The organism is Enterobacter cloacae complex sp. CDL013, from assembly GCF_049238805.1.
In the GTDB taxonomy this organism is placed as follows: Bacteria; Pseudomonadota; Gammaproteobacteria; order Enterobacterales; family Enterobacteriaceae; genus Enterobacter; species Enterobacter hormaechei_C.
In genome coordinates this window covers 492,578-510,662 of record NZ_JBMKGT010000003.1, presented here as the reverse complement: position 1 = coordinate 510,662, position 18,085 = coordinate 492,578, and the positions used below count along the sequence as shown (strand labels likewise).

At 54.5% G+C, this 18,085-nt stretch carries 17 protein-coding genes; 8 read left to right on the top strand and 9 right to left on the bottom strand.

Annotation, left to right across the window (positions count from 1 at the left end; genetic code table 11):
• Nucleotides 1-2 precede the first annotated feature (2 nt).
• Complete coding sequence (locus tag ACOTXD_RS08140) at nucleotides 3-359, top strand: putative T6SS immunity periplasmic lipoprotein (RefSeq protein ID WP_032608610.1); 357 nt, start codon at nucleotides 3-5, stop codon at nucleotides 357-359.
• 22 nt (nucleotides 360-381) lie between these two features.
• On the opposite strand, the gene yecR is transcribed toward ACOTXD_RS08140, so the two are convergent.
• The gene (gene yecR, locus ACOTXD_RS08135) at nucleotides 382-573 is read right to left on the bottom strand and encodes a YecR family lipoprotein (protein WP_071785715.1); all 192 of its coding nucleotides are present in this window, start codon (nucleotides 571-573) and stop codon (nucleotides 382-384) included.
• On the opposite strand from yecR, the gene ACOTXD_RS08130 reads away from it, so the two are divergent.
• A protein-coding gene (locus tag ACOTXD_RS08130) for an IS3 family transposase (RefSeq protein ID WP_127353287.1) occupies nucleotides 566-1,764 on the top strand; the annotation gives its coding sequence in 2 pieces (ribosomal slippage) (nucleotides 566-845 and nucleotides 845-1,764; 1,200 coding nt in all). The genes yecR and ACOTXD_RS08130 overlap by 8 nt on opposite strands.
• 106 nt (nucleotides 1,765-1,870) lie before the next feature.
• Here the strand turns inward: ACOTXD_RS08130 and ACOTXD_RS08125 are convergent.
• The 6 genes from ACOTXD_RS08125 to ACOTXD_RS08100 all read right to left on the bottom strand — a co-directional run bounded on the left by ACOTXD_RS08125 (nucleotide 1,871) and on the right by ACOTXD_RS08100 (nucleotide 8,986).
• A complete protein-coding gene (locus ACOTXD_RS08125) occupies nucleotides 1,871-2,617 on the bottom strand; it encodes an SAM-dependent methyltransferase (RefSeq protein ID WP_032608613.1) in 747 nt (248 codons plus the stop codon).
• A gap of 10 nt (nucleotides 2,618-2,627) precedes the next feature.
• Complete coding sequence (locus ACOTXD_RS08120; RefSeq protein ID WP_003863178.1) at nucleotides 2,628-2,885, bottom strand: YjhX family toxin; 258 nt, start codon at nucleotides 2,883-2,885, stop codon at nucleotides 2,628-2,630.
• A gap of 259 nt (nucleotides 2,886-3,144) precedes the next feature.
• Nucleotides 3,145-5,082, bottom strand: a complete 1,938-nt coding sequence (locus ACOTXD_RS08115) for a putative bifunctional diguanylate cyclase/phosphodiesterase (protein ID WP_061855966.1) — start codon at nucleotides 5,080-5,082, stop codon at nucleotides 3,145-3,147.
• A 17-nt stretch (nucleotides 5,083-5,099) separates the two neighbouring features.
• Nucleotides 5,100-5,594, bottom strand: coding sequence for a molybdopterin-dependent oxidoreductase (locus ACOTXD_RS08110; protein WP_022650440.1), 495 nt, complete (start codon nucleotides 5,592-5,594; stop codon nucleotides 5,100-5,102).
• Between the two features lie 383 nt (nucleotides 5,595-5,977).
• A complete protein-coding gene (locus ACOTXD_RS08105; RefSeq protein ID WP_023324210.1) occupies nucleotides 5,978-7,762 on the bottom strand; it encodes a diguanylate cyclase in 1,785 nt (594 codons plus the stop codon).
• A gap of 114 nt (nucleotides 7,763-7,876) precedes the next feature.
• Nucleotides 7,877-8,986 (bottom strand): AI-2E family transporter, encoded by a 1,110-nt coding sequence (locus tag ACOTXD_RS08100; protein WP_003863175.1) that lies wholly within the window; start codon nucleotides 8,984-8,986, stop codon nucleotides 7,877-7,879.
• A gap of 157 nt (nucleotides 8,987-9,143) precedes the next feature.
• Here ACOTXD_RS08100 and mmuP point away from each other — a divergent pair, with 157 nt between their 5' ends.
• From mmuP to tauD, 6 genes are all read left to right on the top strand, one after another.
• Entirely contained in the window at nucleotides 9,144-10,544 is a 1,401-nt protein-coding gene (gene mmuP / locus ACOTXD_RS08095; RefSeq protein ID WP_061855965.1) for an S-methylmethionine permease, read from the top strand.
• The gene (gene mmuM, locus ACOTXD_RS08090; RefSeq protein WP_022650442.1) at nucleotides 10,531-11,463 is read left to right on the top strand and encodes a homocysteine S-methyltransferase; all 933 of its coding nucleotides are present in this window, start codon (nucleotides 10,531-10,533) and stop codon (nucleotides 11,461-11,463) included. The genes mmuP and mmuM overlap by 14 nt, the downstream gene beginning before the upstream one ends.
• A 173-nt stretch (nucleotides 11,464-11,636) precedes the next feature.
• Nucleotides 11,637-12,599: a taurine ABC transporter substrate-binding protein gene (gene tauA, locus ACOTXD_RS08085; RefSeq protein WP_003863172.1), complete on the top strand. Its 963-nt coding sequence runs from the start codon at nucleotides 11,637-11,639 to the stop codon at nucleotides 12,597-12,599.
• Nucleotides 12,600-12,609: 10 nt separating this feature from the next.
• Nucleotides 12,610-13,377, top strand: a complete 768-nt coding sequence (gene tauB, locus ACOTXD_RS08080) for a taurine ABC transporter ATP-binding subunit (RefSeq protein WP_059371133.1) — start codon at nucleotides 12,610-12,612, stop codon at nucleotides 13,375-13,377.
• Nucleotides 13,374-14,201, top strand: coding sequence for a taurine ABC transporter permease TauC (gene tauC / locus ACOTXD_RS08075; RefSeq protein WP_003863170.1), 828 nt, complete (start codon nucleotides 13,374-13,376; stop codon nucleotides 14,199-14,201). The genes tauB and tauC overlap by 4 nt, the downstream gene beginning before the upstream one ends.
• Nucleotides 14,198-15,049 carry a taurine dioxygenase gene (tauD, locus tag ACOTXD_RS08070; protein ID WP_061855964.1) on the top strand — a complete coding sequence of 284 codons (852 nt, stop codon included), beginning with the start codon at nucleotides 14,198-14,200 and terminating at the stop codon, nucleotides 15,047-15,049. The genes tauC and tauD overlap by 4 nt, the downstream gene beginning before the upstream one ends.
• A gap of 69 nt (nucleotides 15,050-15,118) precedes the next feature.
• On the opposite strand, the gene ACOTXD_RS08065 is transcribed toward tauD, so the two are convergent.
• Together ACOTXD_RS08065 and hemB are read right to left on the bottom strand one after the other, a co-directional pair.
• A complete protein-coding gene (locus tag ACOTXD_RS08065) occupies nucleotides 15,119-16,843 on the bottom strand; it encodes a lysophospholipid acyltransferase family protein (protein ID WP_045332044.1) in 1,725 nt (574 codons plus the stop codon).
• A gap of 128 nt (nucleotides 16,844-16,971) precedes the next feature.
• Nucleotides 16,972-17,946: a porphobilinogen synthase gene (gene hemB / locus ACOTXD_RS08060; protein ID WP_003859169.1), complete on the bottom strand. Its 975-nt coding sequence runs from the start codon at nucleotides 17,944-17,946 to the stop codon at nucleotides 16,972-16,974.
• Between the last annotated feature and the right edge of the window lie 139 nt (nucleotides 17,947-18,085).

Sequence of the window (18,085 nt, the reverse complement as noted above, 5' to 3'; positions counted from 1 at the left end):
ACATGAAAAACAAAATGTTGCTGGGTGTTGTATTCCTCTTAACGGGATGCCCTGGGCCTGGTGATCGAATGGTAGATCGTGAATCTACAACGGCATTTATCAAAGATAATCAAGTTTGTGTGGTGTCACCACTGGAGCCACAGGAACGGATCACTGCTATCCAAATCAACAGTGATAATAGCGACTCTCTTCACAATATTTTTGATGACAAGCCTGTTTATGTACCGAAGGGTGAGTGTCTTCCTGTATTCGGATTTAAGTTTACACCTGGAGAGCGGTATAACTTCGCGTATGACGTCCAATCTGCTAAATCAGGGGCGTATTTAGTCACTGCTGAATTTTCTTATCCCAAAGAATAAGGGGGCATTCTGCCCCCAAATCTTATTTCTTCAAGTCACCAGTACATTGATATTCCATTGTGACCATTGTTTCCATACATCCGCTTGAGGATGGTTGAGAACAAACAGAAGTTGAACCACCGAAAGGCTCAGCACCAGAATAGCCCCATGCAGCGCAACGCTGTGTGAAGTGGTTTACTGAATTTGGCCACCTGAACAGAGGTGATATGCTCATCTCAGAACAATACAGGTGTCCCAATGAAAAAAGAAATTTCAGCGCAGAGTTTAAACGCGAATCCGCTCAACTGGTCCTTGATCAGAACTACACCGTTGCAGCTGCGGCCAGTGCTATGGACGTGGGGCTTTCTACCATGACGCGATGGGTAAAGCAGTTACGGGATGAACGACAGGGTAAAATACCTAAAGCCTCCCCTATAACCCCGGAACAGATTGAAATACGTGAGCTAAAGAAAAAGCTACAACGCATTGAAATGGAAAACGACATATTAAAAAAGGCTACCGCGCTTTTGATGTCAGACTCCCTGAACAGTTCTCGTTAATCGAAAAACTCAGAGCGCAGTATCCTGTGGTCACACTCTGCCAGGTGTTCGGGGTTCATCGCAGCAGCTACAAATACTGGGTGAAAAGCCCCGAAAAGCCAGACGGCAAGCGGGCTATATTACGTAGCCAGGTTCTGGAGCTGCATAACATTAGCCATGGCTCTGCTGGCGCGAGGAGTATCGCCATTATGGCAACCCTGAGAGGTTTCAGAATGGGACGCTGGCTTGCCGGCAGACTCATGAAAGAACTGGGACTGGTTAGTTGTCAGCAACCCACCCACCGGTATAAACGTGGTGGCCATGAACACATTGCTATCCCAAACCACCTTGAGCGACAGTTCGCAGTGACAGAGCCTAATCAGGTGTGGTGCGGCGATGTGACGTATATCTGGACAGGCAGGCGCTGGGCTTACCTCGCCATTGTTCTCGATTTGTTCGCCAGGAAACCGGTAGGCTGGGCAATGTCATTCTCACCGGACAGCAAGCTAACCATCAAAGCGCTGGAAATGGCGTGGGAAACCCGAGGTAAACCAGAGGGAGTGATGTTCCCCAGTGACCAGGGTAGCCACTACACAAGCAGGCAGATCCGGCAGTTATTGTGGCGTTACCGGATCAGGCAAAGTATGAGCCGACGCGGAAACTGCTGGGATAACAGCCCGATGGAACGCTTCTTCAGAAGTCTGAAAAACGAGTGGGTGCCAGTGACAGGCTATATAAACTTTAGCGAAGCAGCTCATGCGATCACAGACTATATCGTCGGGTATTACAGGTCGGTAAGGCCGCATGACTATAACGGTGGGTTACCCCCAAACGAATCGGAAAACCGATACTGGAAAAACTCTAAAGCCGTGGCCAGTTTTGGTTGACCACTTCAAACAACTCAACCCATCTATGCTGCACTTTCTGGCTGAATGCTTAACCCTGTCTGTTGAACTGCGGCATAACCCTAAAGGCTATACCGCCAGCGTTATGTTATCGCGCCATTAACGCAAACACTCCCCAGCCAAAGTACTCCCGCGTGTACGTCACATGACGTTCAGGCGCTATCGTCAGCTCCGCCCGAACCTCCTGCGCGAAGTCATCGTCTGGGTTTTCCTCCAGCCAGCGCCGCATGGTCATCCATTTTGCGGCTTCGTACCTGTCCCAGCCTTCCTGGTCAGCCAGCACCATTTCAACCAGGTCATAGCCCTGTTGATCGAAAGACGCAACCAGGCCGGGCAGAGTGAGAAAGTCTGCAATCGACGAGATGCCGCAGGCCTGAGCTATCTCTGCCGTCGCGGGTACCTGACGCCAGTACGGTTCGCCGATGAGCATTATTCTCCCAGGCTTGAGGCTTTTTGCCAGCAGATCCATCGTCCCGGCTACGCCCCCCGCAATCCAGGTTGCGCCAACGCAGGCCGCCACGTCACATTTTTCATTCGCGACGTAGCCGGCCGCGTCGTTATGAATGAAATGGACGCGTTCGCTGACGCCGAGTTCCTCTGCGCGCCGCGTGGCCTGCGCGGTGAAGAGCGGGCTCATATCGATACCGATACCGGTAATGGCGTGATCCCTAGCCCAGGTACAAAGCATCTCTCCCGAGCCGCTGCCGAGATCGAGAATGCGAGTGCCTGGCTTCATGCGTAACACGCGGCCCAGCGTCGCGTACTTCTCTGGTGTAAAGGGGTTATGAATGCGGTGTTCGCTTTCGCTAACAGTAAAAATACGTGGGATATCCATCATCCTCTCCTTAACGATTATCAGGCTGAGCGCGAACGTTGTTCAGCCCGGTGGTGTTAATGCGGTAGGGCTGACCGTTAACGGATTTGATCAGCTTTTTGGTTTTGAGCTTTTTGAAAACGGCGAGCGTGCAGTCAGCCAGCAGTAGCCCTTCGCGGCTATAGCATTCAACGGCGGTGACGCGGCCGGAGGTATCGCGGACGTGCACAATACGGCCACCTTTGGCGAGAACGTGTAAGGTACGTTGTTCCTGACGGGATAAATTCATACTGGAAAACCTGTTTAATCATCATGTGCAAAACGTGCAAACACACAGCGGTGTCCGCATACGATTTCGGCGCATTGATAATCAGTCCGGCCTGGAAAGGTCGGGAAGCTGATTATCGGATGATTACATTCTCCAGCATCAAAGCCTCGGTTTGAGTTGATAGGTATTTACGGGGTGAATGATAACACCTGGTTATTGTCAGTGAATACCCAGGGGTGAAAAATGTGATCCCGGTTGGTATCGGGCTGAGGAGAGGGGATCATTCCTGGCCGCTCTTAATTTTGCTGTCGACCTGAGGCTGTGGTTTGCTGAAAAGATATCCCTGCACAAGCTCGCAACCCAGAGCCTGAAGCCGCTCAAGCTGCTCTTCGGTCTCAACGCCCTCAGCTATGACGCCCATATTAAGGCTTTTAGCCATACCGGTAATCAGCTTCACAATATTAAGCGCATCTTCCTGCGTAGATATCGGATTGACAAAAGATTTATCGATCTTGATTTTATCAAAATTCAGTTCGCTGAGTCTGGAGAGCGACGAATAGCCCGTGCCAAAATCATCAATGGAGATTCTTACGCCCAGTGCGCGGAGTTTTTTCAGAATCGCAATGGGGTTATTTCTGTCACTGAAGAGGGATGACTCCGTGACCTCTAACTCAAGACGGTTAGCCGGGAGCCCGGTTTCAGCCAGAACGGACTGCACCGTATTAATAAATGATTTGCTGCCCAATTGAACAGGCGAGACGTTGACGGAGATCCTGGCCGGAACAGTCCAGGAGACCGCTTCCCTACAGGCCAGTTTAAGTACGGTTTTACCTATCTCGTTGATCATGCCTGTTTTTTCAGCGGCGAAAATAAAGCTATCCGGGGCAAGCACTCCCTTTACAGGATGCATCCAGCGAATCAGCGCTTCATAGCCGTAAATTTCCTTGCTGACGGAATTCACAATAGGCTGGTAATAAACAACAAATTCATCATTCTCTATTGCTCTTGCCATATCATTTTCAAGGGTTCTGCTTTCCTGCAACTTCTGTAGCATTCGCTGGCGGAATACTTTGATTTGCTGAGAACCTTCTTTCTTGGCTTCATAGAGCGCCAGATCGGCAAATTTATAAAGGTAATCTGAACGTCGTTCGTTATCCGATAAAACAATACCCACGCAGGTGGCTATTTTGATGAGTTGATTATTGATTGTATAGGGCTTGCTGATACTATCACTGATTTCTCGCGCGCGTGAGACGGCTGCGGTTTCGGTTAAGCCACTGGAGAGAAACGCAAATTCGTCGCCGCCCAAACGATAAAATGTCTCTGAAAAGCGGCCCAAAGCATTAAGGCGCGTGGATACCTCACGTAACAGTAAATCCCCGGTATCATGACCGTAGGTATCATTCACCTCTTTGAACCGGTCTAAATCGAATAACATCACCGTGACCGAAATATGTTTTTTCTCAGCCTGTAGATTAAGTTTATTGAGATCATCCCAAAAGAAAAGACGGTTTTTCATGCCGGTAAGGGAGTCATGATAAACATCGTATTCCAGTTTTGTATTCTGGATTTGCAGGGTTTCTTTGGATAGCTGAAGTTCTTCAGCCAGCGTTTTCACCTGCATATGGGCTTTCAGGATATTTTTATTTTGATAGATAATCAAAAAGCCCAGTATGAAGCTTAAAATAACCAGCAACAGAGAAAGTGCCGAGTAAATATAATACAGAACCTGTATTTTAAGGTTGGTTTCATTGATTGTATTAACATCTTTTGTTAAAGCCGTGGATGAAAGCTGGCTTAGCGGGGCATCCAGTGAATGCATATTTTTCAGATAGAGCTTTAACTCTGAACGGCTCATTTTCTCAAGATGACCATCCAGATAGTTCAGTATATTTTCCAGGCGTAAGGCGAGCGCCTGATGCGCTTTTTCGCTGTTTATATAACGACCCAGGCCGCCCTCTTTCAATAAATCATTCTGGCTCAGCATGATTTCCAGGCGCATGCGAACCTGGTCTACCGTAACGTCATCAGTCTCGGTTGCGTACAGTCCAATCCATGATTCAAATCGGTAATATTCAGATACCAGTTGGGCTACAGACCAGGACTCAGTGTAGTGAGTCAATTTTTGCAACTCTTGCTGACGATCGTAAACAAGAAATGCTATATATCCCGTAGTGATAAAAAGAGAAAAAATGATACCAACCAGTATCCTGTTCATTATGTTCTCCTGAACTACTATTCAATCTTCATTTTGCTGACCTGCCATGCCGATCGCGAGTAATAAATCTGATTATTGAGTTCAGGAAGACTGTCATAAGGGTAGACGATGAATGACGGACCTTTATCGCGGATGCGCATATATTCGCCATTGACCTTTAAAGCCAGGATGGCGTTGTATTTCTGGAAGTCGCTGAGAGGGATGACGGTAGTGTAATCATTGAGTGCAATCACATTCAGGACAGAACCCTTTGCACCCACATACTCCATGAGTTTGCGCATCGGGATACCCTCAAACTTCGTGCGGCCATTATACCAGGGAGAGGTCGTCTGGAAACTCACCATGCCCAGTTTTTCAAGGCTGGCAATATCAAAAACGGCATTTCCATTTTCGTTCGTATTTTCTATATTACCGGTAATGGTTAAGATGGGTTTGCCCACAGGCTTTGGCAGTTCGCCAGCCCAGCTTAAACTTTGTACCAAAAAGCAGCACAGCATTAGGATTATTCGCATATTGGCCTCCTCTTTTTAACAGAAGTATAAGAATTATAAGTTATTTATCCTATAAGTTTGTCTATTTTGTTGAACGCCACGCCTTTTTGCAAACGCTACTTGATTAAAATCTTAAAAATCAAAAGGATAGCTGTATTTTGCCCCGTGATTGCAGACCGATGGCTGAAGCTTACGTTTTTTAAAACATAAAAACTTAATGTAATAAACCACCCGAGTTTAAAAAATGATCGCTTTGATTTATTGATATATTTACGCACCCCCATTTTTTATCAATGGTGGCATCGTTAAGATGAATTTATTTGTACAAAGAATGATAACGCACCCTCAATGTGAGGGAATAAGAGAGTGCGCGTACCTCTGACGTCGTTGGCACTGAGTTTCGCTTAACCCGCCTCCAGCATACTGAAACTGACGATCCGCGAGCGCCCCAGCTCTTTCGCCCGGTAAAGCGCAACGTCTGCCGCGCGCAGCAGGTCGTCGCTTTGGGCGTGCTGCGGGTAACTGGCGATCCCGATCGACACATCTACCGGGCCAATCTCAGCAAGCCCATAACGTAGCGACAGCGTATGGACGCCGTTATAAATCTCCGTTGCGCAGGCGTGAGCCGCTTCCTCATCCGCACCCGTAAGTAGCACCAGAAACTCTTCGCCACCAAAGCGGAAGGCCAGGCCGGCATCGTGCACGGCACGCTGAACAATTGTCGCCACGCTCTTAATCACATGATCGCCAGCCTCATGGCCGAAGCGATCGTTAATGCTTTTAAAGTGATCGATGTCGATCATCATGCAGCTCACCGGTTCATCATTGCGCATCGCCTGAGCTATCTGAGTGCGCAGGGTATCTTCAAGGTGGTGGCGGTTACGTAAGCCGGTGAGCGGGTCGAATAGCGCTTTTTCCAGCAGGGCATCGCGCAGACGCTGGTTGGCCAGCGCCAGACCCAGGGCTTCCGCCATTAATTCAAGATAGGCGCGGGACGGTGCCGTTTCAGGCGTGATGTTCTGAAACGACAGCAAACCAATGGCTTCCCCCTGCGCAATGAGCGGCACGCAGAATGAACTGTCTTTTTGTGATTCAGGCAGATGCTGGCAACCGATATCCGGCTCGCCGTTGACCGGTGGGTGGCTCTGACCACGGCGTATGGCCCAGCATTGATCGGGGTGGAAAGCATTTTTTTCTCCCTGGGGAGATAACCATTCCGCCGCACAGCGCATCTCCCACGGGTTTCGATCCAGAATATACAGACGCCCGGCGACACCCGGCGCAATGTTGGGAGCAAACAGCTCTGCCACCTCAATCACGTCGCTAACGTTCTCGCAGCCCTGCAAGCGCTGGGTCATTCGCGCGAGCAGCTCGCGGATGGCCCAGTCTGCGTCGCGTTCTTTTTCAAGCCGCTGCCTTGCCAGCCCGTTCTCGCGGAAAATGCGAATAGCCTGCGCCATATCGCCTATCTCATCGACCTGGTTGAAATTTGGCGTTTCGACGGCGTAATCCTGTGAGGCCAGCCGGTGAACCACATCACTGAGGCGCACCACCGGGCGCAGCACGCGGTGCTTGAGAATAAAACCCATCACGAATAAGAAAAGCAGGGCGGTCAGGCCGACCATCATTTCAGAGGCGGTACGCAGGGTTTTTGACGTGTTGGTCGCTGCCTGGACATCGGCGATAATGCGCTTATCCAGAAGCACACGAAAATGGTCAATCTTGCTTTGGGCGCGTTCCATTTCAAGTTCGTAGATTTTGCCGAAGAGTAACGCAATGGCCTGTTGTTCCTCACCCCGGGCGACGCTGGCAATTGCTGCCTGCTGTTCATCCTGTAGGTCATCGACAATCTTCAGCCCTTCGTACAGCAGCGCCAGCTCTTCGCCCGTTGCGCCCGTATCTTTTAACTGGCCCAGCTTGCGCTCGATATTCTTCAGTTCGCCTTCTTTCGCCTGGTACGTTTTCAGCACATCGGGCTCTTTTTTGATGGCGTAAAGGCGAGCTAAGTCGGAGAGCATCCAGGTTTCTGCTTCAATCTCTTCCGTAAGCTGGTCAAAAATTTGTCGTTGCTTAACAGCCTGACGTTCTACGTTGTCGGCATGGGAAGCCATCAGCATGACGATACCGGAAGCAATGGTCAGGCACACCGTGACACCATAGGCCCAGTTTGTGATCGTGGCGATTCGCACCTGTTGGATCCTTCTACGACAAATGTGGAAGAGCGTTCATTAAAGATTATAGAAAACCCCTGATTTATCGCGAAAAAAAAGGCGGCACCGGGCCGCCTGTCAAAACGCGTTTAGTTAGAGATCCGGAGGATTTTTTCCTTCTTCGATAAAATCTGCGTCCAGCTCCTCGGCGTTGCCTGCGTGGTCGCGGCCGGAGAAGAGGTTCCAGCAGGCGATAAACAGGGCGGCAATCAGCGGCCCAATCACAAAGCCGTTAATGCCGTACAGCTCCATACCGCCGAGCGTGGTGATCAGTATCAGGTAGTCCGGCATTTTGGTGTCTTTGCCCACCAGCAGCGGACGTAAAAGGTTGTCCACCAGCCCGACGATAATGACAAAGAAGCCCACAATGAAGAGACCCTGCCACAGCTGGTGAGTGGCAAACAGGAAGATGGCGGCGGGAACCCAGACGATAGCCGAGCCGACGGCGGGCACCAGGGAGAGGAACGCCATCAGCGCTCCCCATAGTACGCTACCGTCAATACCGACGATGGCAAAGGCGATACCGCCAAGCGTACCTTGAACCACCGCTACGACCGCCGTACCTTTTACCGTGGCTCGCGAGACGCCGACAAACTTCGCGAACAGGTGCTGTTTGACGAAGTCAGACAGCGGCAGCGAGTCGAGGATCTGGCGCACCAGATAGGGCCCGTCTTTGAGCAGGAAAAACAGCAGGTACAGCATAATGCCGAAGCTAATAGCAAAGCCGAACGTCCCTTTACCAATCAGGAACGCGCTACCCGCCAGATACTGTCCGCCCTGTAACGCGACATCGGAAAGCTTTTTCTGGATCTGCGCGGCGTTGGTCAGGTTGTGATCCGCCAGGAAGCCGCTGGCCCAGTCCGGCAGGCGGTTGAAGATACCGGCGATGACTTCCGGGAACTGCGTGTTGTTCTGTTGCAGCTTGGTGTAAACCATGTTCAGTTCCACCGCGAGCGAGGAAAGGATCACCATCAACGGAATAAACACGATCAGGCAGATAATGCCGAGTGTGAGGAGGGAAGCCAGCCCGTTGCGATCGCCCAGCGCGGTACGCAGCTTGTTTTTCACCGGGTTGAAAATGATGGTCAGGATCGCGGCCCACAGAATCGCCGAGAAATAGGGTGACAGCACGTCAAAGAAAGCCCAGGTTACAAGGGCCAGGATGAGAATAAAGAAACCTTTGGTCAGTCCGTTAAATCGCATAGTGAGTCCTGGTGAAGAAGAAACTGTGTCGACTATAGAACTGATTTAAGGATTTACCAATAATTGCGCCGAAGTCGTGCCGGGTGGCTTTTTGTTAACAATCGCGGTATAACACCCTTCTTTGGATGTTTAGATGTCCATACGTTTAGAAGGTAATATGCAAACAGAACAACAAAACGGGCAGCTTAAGCGCACCATGAAAACCCGCCACCTGATTATGCTCTCGCTGGGTGGCGTTATCGGCACAGGGTTATTCTTCAATACCGGATACATCATTTCGACAACTGGCGCGGCGGGCACGCTGCTGGCGTATCTTATCGGTGCGCTGGTGGTCTGGCTGGTTATGCAATGCCTGGGGGAACTTTCCGTGGCGATGCCGGAAACCGGGGCGTTCCACGTCTACGCCGCTCGTTATCTCGGCCCGGCGACAGGGTATACCGTGGCGTGGCTGTACTGGTTGACCTGGACGGTGGCGCTGGGATCGAGCTTTACCGCAGCCGGGTTCTGTATGCAGTACTGGTTCCCGCAGGTTCCCGTCTGGACGTGGTGCGTCGTCTTTTGCGTAGTGATTTTTGCTCTTAACGTGATTTCCACGCGTTTCTTCGCCGAAGGGGAATTCTGGTTCTCGCTGGTGAAAGTCATCACCATCATCGCCTTCATTATTCTCGGCGGAGCGGCGATCTTCGGTTTTATCCCGATGCAGGATGGTTCACCGGCGCCGGGCTTGAGCAACATTACTGCCGAAGGCTGGTTCCCGCACGGCGGTCTGCCGATCCTGATGACCATGGTGGCGGTCAACTTTGCCTTCTCAGGTACAGAGCTTATCGGCATCGCGGCAGGGGAAACGGAAAACCCACACAAGGTTATTCCGGTTGCTATTCGCACCACCATCGCCCGGCTCATCATCTTCTTTATTGGCACCGTGTTTGTGCTGGCGGCGCTGATCCCCATGCAGCAGGCTGGCGTGGAGAAAAGTCCGTTTGTGCTGGTGTTTGAAAAGGTCGGCATTCCGTATGCGGCGGATATCTTTAACTTCGTGATCCTGACGGCGATCCTCTCGGCGGCGAACTCGGGCCTGTACGCCTCTGGCCGTATGCTGTGGTCTCTGTCTAACGAGAAAACGCTGCCGCGCTGCTTTGCCCGCGTCAACAAAAACGGCGTGCCGCTGACGGCGCTCTCCGTTTCCATGCTGGGCGGCGTGCTGGCGCTGTTCTCCAGCGTGGCCGCGCCGGATACGGTGTTTGTGGCGCTGTCAGCCATTTCCGGTTTTGCGGTGGTGGCAGTGTGGATCAGCATCTGCGCGTCGCACTTTGTGTTTCGTCGCCGTCACGTGCAGTCCGGGCAACCGCTTTCGGCGTTGCAGTATCGCGCGCCATGGTATCCGCTGGTGCCCGTGCTTGGATTTATCCTCTGCCTGGTGGCCTGCGTCGGCCTGTGGTTTGACCCCAGCCAGCGTATTGCCCTTTATTGCGGGCTTCCGTTTGTCGCCCTGTGTTATGGTGCGTACTATCTGACCCGAAACCTGACCACGCAGGAGCCTGAACATGTCGCAGAATAATCCGCTTACCGCCCTCCTTGAAAACCAGCCGTTTGTCGTGCTGGATGGGGCAATGGCAACGGAGCTGGAAGCGCGCGGTTGTAACCTTGCCGACAGCCTCTGGTCGGCTAAAGTGCTGATGGAAAACCCGGAGCTGATCCGTGACGTACACCTCGACTACTACCGCGCGGGGGCACAGGTGGCGATCACCGCCAGCTATCAGGCGACACCCGCGGGCTTTGCCGCTCGCGGGCTGGACGAGTCGCAATCCCGGGCGTTGATTGGCAAAAGCGTAGAGCTGGCACGCAAAGCGCGGGAAGCGTACCTGGCTGAGAACGCAAATGCAGGCACGCTGCTGGTGGCGGGATCTGTGGGCCCTTACGGCGCGTATCTGGCCGATGGTTCCGAGTATCGCGGCGATTACGTGCGTAGCGCTGAAGAATTCACCGCCTTCCACCGCCCGCGTGTAGAGGCGCTATTGGATGCGGGCGCGGATTTGCTGGCCTGTGAAACGCTGCCTTCGTTCACTGAGATTAAGGCGCTGGCGGCGTTGCTGACGGCGTATCCCCGCGCCCGGGCATGGTTCTCATTTACCCTGCGTGACAGCGAGCACCTGAGTGACGGAACGCCGCTGCGGGATGTCGTTTCTGCGCTGGAAAACTACCCGCAGGTTGTCGCGTTGGGGATCAACTGTATCGCGCTGGAAAACACCACCTCGGCGCTGACGCATCTGCACAGCCTGACATCGCTGCCGCTGGTGGTCTATCCGAATTCCGGCGAGCATTATGATGCGGTGAGCAAAACCTGGCATCACCACGGTGAAGCGTGCGAGACGCTGGCGGGGTATTTACCGCAGTGGCTGGCGGCTGGCGCTAAATTAATCGGGGGATGTTGCCGGACCACGCCGAAAGATATTGCTGCGCTGACGGTTCAGCGCTGAGGTCTTTGCCGGGTGGCGGCTGCGCCTTACCCGGCGAAACAACCGCACAAAATTCACTATCCTTTCCCGCTTTTTTTCTAAAAACGAATCGTCATTAGCGATTCTTTTTTATTCCTTTATCAAAATTCTCGCGCCGGAAATACTGCTCTCATAACAACAAGGGAGCAGACATTATGGCAATTTCATCGCGGATCACACTTCTCGGCGCACTGGCGCTGTGGGCATTTCAGGCGCAGGCGGTGGACGTCACCGTCGCGTATCAGACTTCCGCTGAGCCGGCGAAAGTCGCGCAGGCGGATAACACCTTCGCCAAAGCGAGCGGGGCGAACGTCGACTGGCGCAAGTTCGACAGCGGCGCGGCGATTGTGCGGGCGTTAGCCTCGGGCGACGTGCAGATTGGCAACCTGGGCTCCAGCCCGCTGGCGGTGGCCGCCAGCCAGCAGGTGCCGATTGAAGTTTTCCTGCTGGCGTCGCAGCTCGGAAATTCCGAAGCGCTGGTGGTGAAGAAAAGCATCACGAAACCCGAAGATTTGATCGGCAAACGCATCGCGGTGCCGTTTATCTCCACCACGCATTACAGCCTGCTGGCAGCGCTGAAACACTGGGGCATTAAGCCCGGCCAGGTGCAGATCATCAACCTGCAACCTCCGGCCATTATTGCCGCCTGGCAGCGTGGCGACATCGACGGAGCATACGTCTGGGCGCCCGCCGTCAACGAACTGGAAAAAGAGGGCACCGTGCTGACCGACTCCGAAAAAGTGGGGCAGTGGGGCGCGCCAACCCTTGATGTCTGGGTGGTACGTAAGGACTTTGCCGAGAAACACCCTGAAGTGGTGAAAGCCTTCGCCAAAAGCGCCATCGACGCACAGCAGCCATACATCAGCAACCCGGATGAATGGCTGAAACAGCCCACCAACCTGGAGAAACTCTCACGTCTGAGCGGCGTGCCGGAAGCTGACGTGCCGGGGCTGGTAAAAGGCAACACCTATCTGACGCCTGCTCAGCAGGTCCAGCAGCTGAACGGGCCGGTAAGCAAAGCGATTGTTGACACTGCGACGTTCCTGAAAGAGCAGGGCAAAGTGCCTGCGGTGGCGGCGGATTACAGCCAGTTCGTGACCGATCGCTTTGTGAAATAAGGGGGCTGCAATGCTGAACATTACAAACCTGTCTGCCGATTACGGCGGCAAACCCGCCCTGGAAGCGATCAACCTGACGCTGGACAGCGGTGAACTGCTGGTGGTGCTGGGACCGTCCGGCTGCGGGAAAACGACGCTGCTGAACCTGATCGCCGGGTTTGTACCGTATCAGCACGGCTCGATCCAACTGGAAGGGAAACGGGTCAGGGGGCCGGGCGCAGAGCGCGGCGTGGTTTTCCAGAACGAAGGGTTACTCCCGTGGCGAAACGTTCAGGAAAACGTTGCGTTTGGTCTGCAACTGGCCGGTGTAGCGCGTGAACAGCGCCTGAATACGGCGCGCGATATGCTGAAAAAGGTCGGGCTGGAGGGGGCTGAAAAACGCTTTATCTGGCAGCTTTCAGGCGGGCAGCGTCAGCGCGTCGGGATCGCCCGTGCGCTGGCGGCTAACCCACAGCTGCTGTTGCTGGACGAACCTTTCGGGGCGCTGGACGCCTTCACCCGCGAGCAGATGCAAACCCTGCTGCTGCGCCTGTGGCACGAAACCGGCAAGCAGGTGCTGTTAATCACCCACGATATCGAAGAGGCCGTGTTTATGGCGACGGAGCTGGTGCTGCTCTCACCGGGGCCGGGACGCGTGCTGGAGCGCCTGCCGCTTGAGTTTGCCCGGCGCTATGTGGCGGGAGAACCGGTACGCAGCATCAAATCCGATCCGCTGTTTATTGAACAGCGTGAATACGTCTTAAGCCGCGTGTTTGAGCAACGGGAGGCGTTCTCATGAGCATTGTTTTCAGTGAAAAAACGCGGCGGACGCGCCTTGCCTTACGCTGGCCGTTCTCTCGCCAGCTCACTTTAAGCGTCAGCACGCTGGTGGTGTTGCTGGCGGTATGGTGGGCGGTTGCCGCGCAGCAGTGGGTCAGCCCGCTGTTTCTGCCCCCGCCAGGCCAGGTTCTGGAAAAACTGATTACTATCGCCGGGCCGCAGGGCTTTATGGATGCCACGCTCTGGCAGCATTTAGGCGCCAGTCTGACGCGTATTCTGGTGGCGCTGCTGGCGGCGGTCATTATTGGCGTTCCGGTGGGGATCGCGATGGGACTGAGCCCGACGGTACGCGGCATTCTCGACCCGCTGATAGAGCTTTACCGTCCCGTCCCGCCGCTGGCTTACTTGCCCCTGATGGTGATCTGGTTTGGCATCGGCGAGACGTCAAAGATCTTACTGATATACCTGGCGATTTTTGCGCCGGTCGCGATGTCGGCCCTGGCTGGCGTAAAGAGTGCACAGCAGGTACGCATACGTGCGGCGCAGTCGCTCGGCGCCAGCCGCGCGCAGGTCCTGCTGTTCGTCATTTTACCGGGCGCGCTGCCGGAGATATTGACCGGGCTGCGCATCGGCCTTGGGGTGGGCTGGTCTACGCTGGTGGCGGCAGAGCTGATAGCCGCCACGCGCGGCCTTGGGTTTATGGTGCAGTCGGCGGGAGAGTTCCTGGCGACCGATGTGGTACTGGCAGGGATCGCAGTGATCGCCGCGATCGCCTTTGGATTAGAACTGGGACTGCGCGCGCTACAGCGTCGCCTGACGCCCTGGCATGGAGAAATACAATGAGTGAACGTCTGACGATTATCCCGTTGGGGCCGTACATTGGCGCGCAAGTGTCGGGCCTGGACGTAACCCGTCCGCTGAGCGATAACCAGTTCGAGCAGCTGTACCACGCGGTGCTGCGTCATCAGGTGGTGTTCCTGCGCGAACAGGCGATCACCCCGCATCAGCAGCGCGCGCTGGCCCTGCGTTTTGGCGACCTGCATATCCACCCCGTCTATCCGCATGCGGAAGGGGTGGAGGAGATTATCGTCCTCGACACCCACAACGATAACCCGCCGGATAACGATAACTGGCATACCGATGTGACCTTTATCGACACTCCGCCAGCCGGGGCGATTCTTGCGGCGAAGCTGTTGCCTGAGACGGGGGGCGATACGCTGTGGGCCAGCGGGATCGCAGCGTTTGAGGCGCTCTCCGCGCCGCTCCAGACCCTACTGAGCGGCCTGCGGGCGGAGCATGACTTCAAAAAATCATTCCAGGAATATAAGTACCGTAAAACGGAAGAGGAGCACCAGCGCTGGCTGGATGCGGTCGAAAAACATCCCCCGCTGCTGCACCCGGTGGTGCGTACGCATCCGGTGACCGGAAAGCAGGCGCTGTTTGTGAATGAAGGGTTTACCACGCGTATCGCGGACGTAGCGGAGAAAGAGAGTGAGGCGCTGCTCGGCTTCTTGTTCGCGCATATCACCAAACCGGAGTTTCAGGTGCGCTGGCGCTGGCAGGAGAACGATCTGGCGATCTGGGATAACCGCGTCACGCAGCATTACGCCAATGCGGATTATCTGCCGCAGCGAAGGATTATGCAGCGGGCGACGATTTTGGGGGATAAGCCGTTCTACCGTGCGGTTTGAGCCCCTCACCCTAACCCTCTCCCCAAAGGGGCGAGGGGACTGACCGGTGCGGTTTTCACCCTCTCCCTTTTAGGGAGAGGGCAGGGGGGAGGGTATTAAGTGCGCCTCTATATACCGCTGATAGCGGTTCGCCTTCAGATAACACAAATCCACCAGCACCAGCCCGTCGATACAGTTATTGAACGCCGGATCGCTGCCGAAATCGACAAACTGCACGCCGCCGGGTTCGCATAGCTCGGAATACTGTTTGTAGAGCGGCGGGATGCCGCAGCCCAGGTTGCCGAGCAGGGATTTGAGCTTTGTCAGGTCATCCACGTAATCCACCCCGCCAAATTGCGCCAGCACGTCTGGCAGGGATGCGGGATAGGGCTGGCGCGAGGCGGCTAGAGGATGCGTCGCCGGGAACCACAAGCGGTAAAAGGCGACCAGCAGATCCCGCGCGGCAGGCGGTAACCCCCCGGAGATGGAGACCGGGCCAAACAGGTAACGGTAATGAGGATAGCGTGCCAGATAGGCGCCAATACCTGACCACAGATAGTCCAGACCGCGACGCCCCCAGTAGCGCGGCTGTATAAAGCTACGCCCCAGCTCAATGCCGTGCTCCAGTATGTCCTGCATTTTTTCGTCGTAGTTGAACAGGCTGTAGCTGTACAACCCCTCGACGCCGCGCTTTTCCACCTGCATGGCCGTTGGCATAAAGCGGTACGCGCCGACAATCTCCAGGTCATCGTCATCCCACAAAATGAGGTGCAGATAGTCATCATCGTAGCTGTCCGTATCCCGCCGCTTCCCGCTGCCTTCCTCCACGGCACGAAAGGCAATCTCGCGCAGCCGCCCCAGCTCGCGCAGCAGAGGCGCCTCTTCCTGCCCGTTGCGCTGCCAAAGATAGATGGCCTTACCATCGCTCGTTTTTCCCAGACACTCGGCCTGCGCCAGTTCGCGCTTCAGCGTGGCCCTGTCTTCCGGGCGGGCAATGGCGCACTGGGTTTTAAAGACGCCAGGCAATCCCTTGCCAAGACGTATCACGTGCTGACGACACTGCTCGGCCATCTCACGCGATGAAAGGGTAGAACTAAACCGGTCATTCCAGGCAATCTGCTGGCCGATTTTGATCGGCAACTGACTGTGACGGCGGCGAAACATCTGTTGCATCAACAGCAGCATGGATACCGTTGGCGAGACCAGGGTACTGGCATAAAACAGCAGGCTGTTGTGCGCCTGGATATGTACCGGAAGTAGCGGCACCCGTAATTTGCCAGCCAGCTTGATAAAGCCCGGATGCCATTTTTTATCGCGTATGCCTTTGCGCGTTGGGCGGGAAACTTCGCCCGCCGGAAAGAAGATCAGCACACCGGCGTTTTGCAGGTGCTGCTCCATCTGTATCAGCGAAGCTTTTGCGGTTCTGCCGCCCATATTATCCACGGGAATAAACAATGAACTGAGGGGCTCAAGGTGGGACAGCATCCTGTTGGTAACAACCCTGACGTCGCGGCGCACGCGGGAAACGGCGTACAGCAACGCCAGCCCATCCAGCGTGCCAGTGGGGTGGTTCGCTATCACAATGAGTGGGCCGTGTTCGGGGATTTGTTCGAGATCGCGGGCGGAAACGGAGCAGTGAATATCAAGGTGTTCCAGAACCTGATCCACCATATCCAGCCCTTTCAGGTGACGGTGGCTGGCGGCAAACTGCTGAAATTCGTCTTCGTGAAGCAGTCTTTTTAACAGACTTTTTTGCCAGGGTGCGGGCCTCGCCTGAGGCCAAAGGTCATCAAGAACGCTGTCGAGACTAAACATTGATCACTCCTCCTGCCGTCTTGCCCAGACAGTAGAAGGAGGAGATGTCGTTTGTATTGCAGTTTGGTGAAGATTAGCGCAGAGAGCAGGCCGGGTAAGGCGAAGTCGCCACCCGGCGCTAAAGCGGATTAACGCAGAATTTTCTTCTCGGCCAGATCCAGCGCGAAATAGCTGAAGATCAGATCCGCGCCCGCACGTTTGATCGCCCCCAGGCTTTCGAGGATCACTTTCTCTTCGTCGATGGCACCCGCCTGCGCGGCGAATTTGATCATCGCGTACTCACCGCTCACCTGGTATGCGCCCAGCGGCAGTTCGGTGCGTTCGCGAATGTCGCGCAGGATATCCAGGTACGCGCCAGCCGGTTTCACCATCAGGCAGTCAGCGCCCTGGGCTTCATCAAGCAGAGATTCACGAATCGCTTCGCGGCGGTTCAGCGGGTTCATCTGATAGGTTTTACGATCGCCTTTCAGCGCCGTGCCCGCTGCTTCACGGAACGGACCGTAGAAAGAGGAGGCGAATTTGGTGGAGTAGGACATGATGGCGGTGTCGGTGAAGCCCGCGGCATCCAGCGCATGGCGAATCGCCTGTACCTGCCCATCCATTGCCGCAGAAGGCGCAATGAAATCCGCACCCGCGGCGGCGGCAACCACCGCCTGCTTGCCCAGATTCAGCAGGGTCGCATCGTTGTCCACGCCGTGATCGCACAGCACACCACAGTGGCCATGAGAGGTGTATTCGCAGAAGCAGGTATCGGACATGACGATCATCTCCGGCACACTCTCTTTGCAGATGCGCGACATGCGTGCCACGAGGCCGTCTTCTTTCCAGGCATCGCTGCCGGTCGCGTCAGTGTGGTGGGAGATACCGAACGTCATCACCGAGCGGATGCCCGCATTCGCAATGCGTTCGATCTCGCGGGCCAGATGCTTTTCAGGAATGCGCATCACGCCCGGCATCGCGTCGATGGCTTTGTAGTCATCGATCTCTTCTTCAACAAAAATCGGCAACACCAGATCGTTTAAGGTCAGTGTTGTCTCTTCAAACATGGCGCGCAGTGCGGGTGACTTGCGCAGGCGACGGGGACGTGCAATTAAATCGGTCATGGTATGCCTGATGTTTGTGGAACAAAGAGGTATAGTGTACCTGAAAGCAGGGAGCGGTGTTTTACTAAAGTTGTCTTTTAGATTTTCGAAATCGACTAATATACGCTGCATGTATTTAGTCTATATTATAAATCTTATT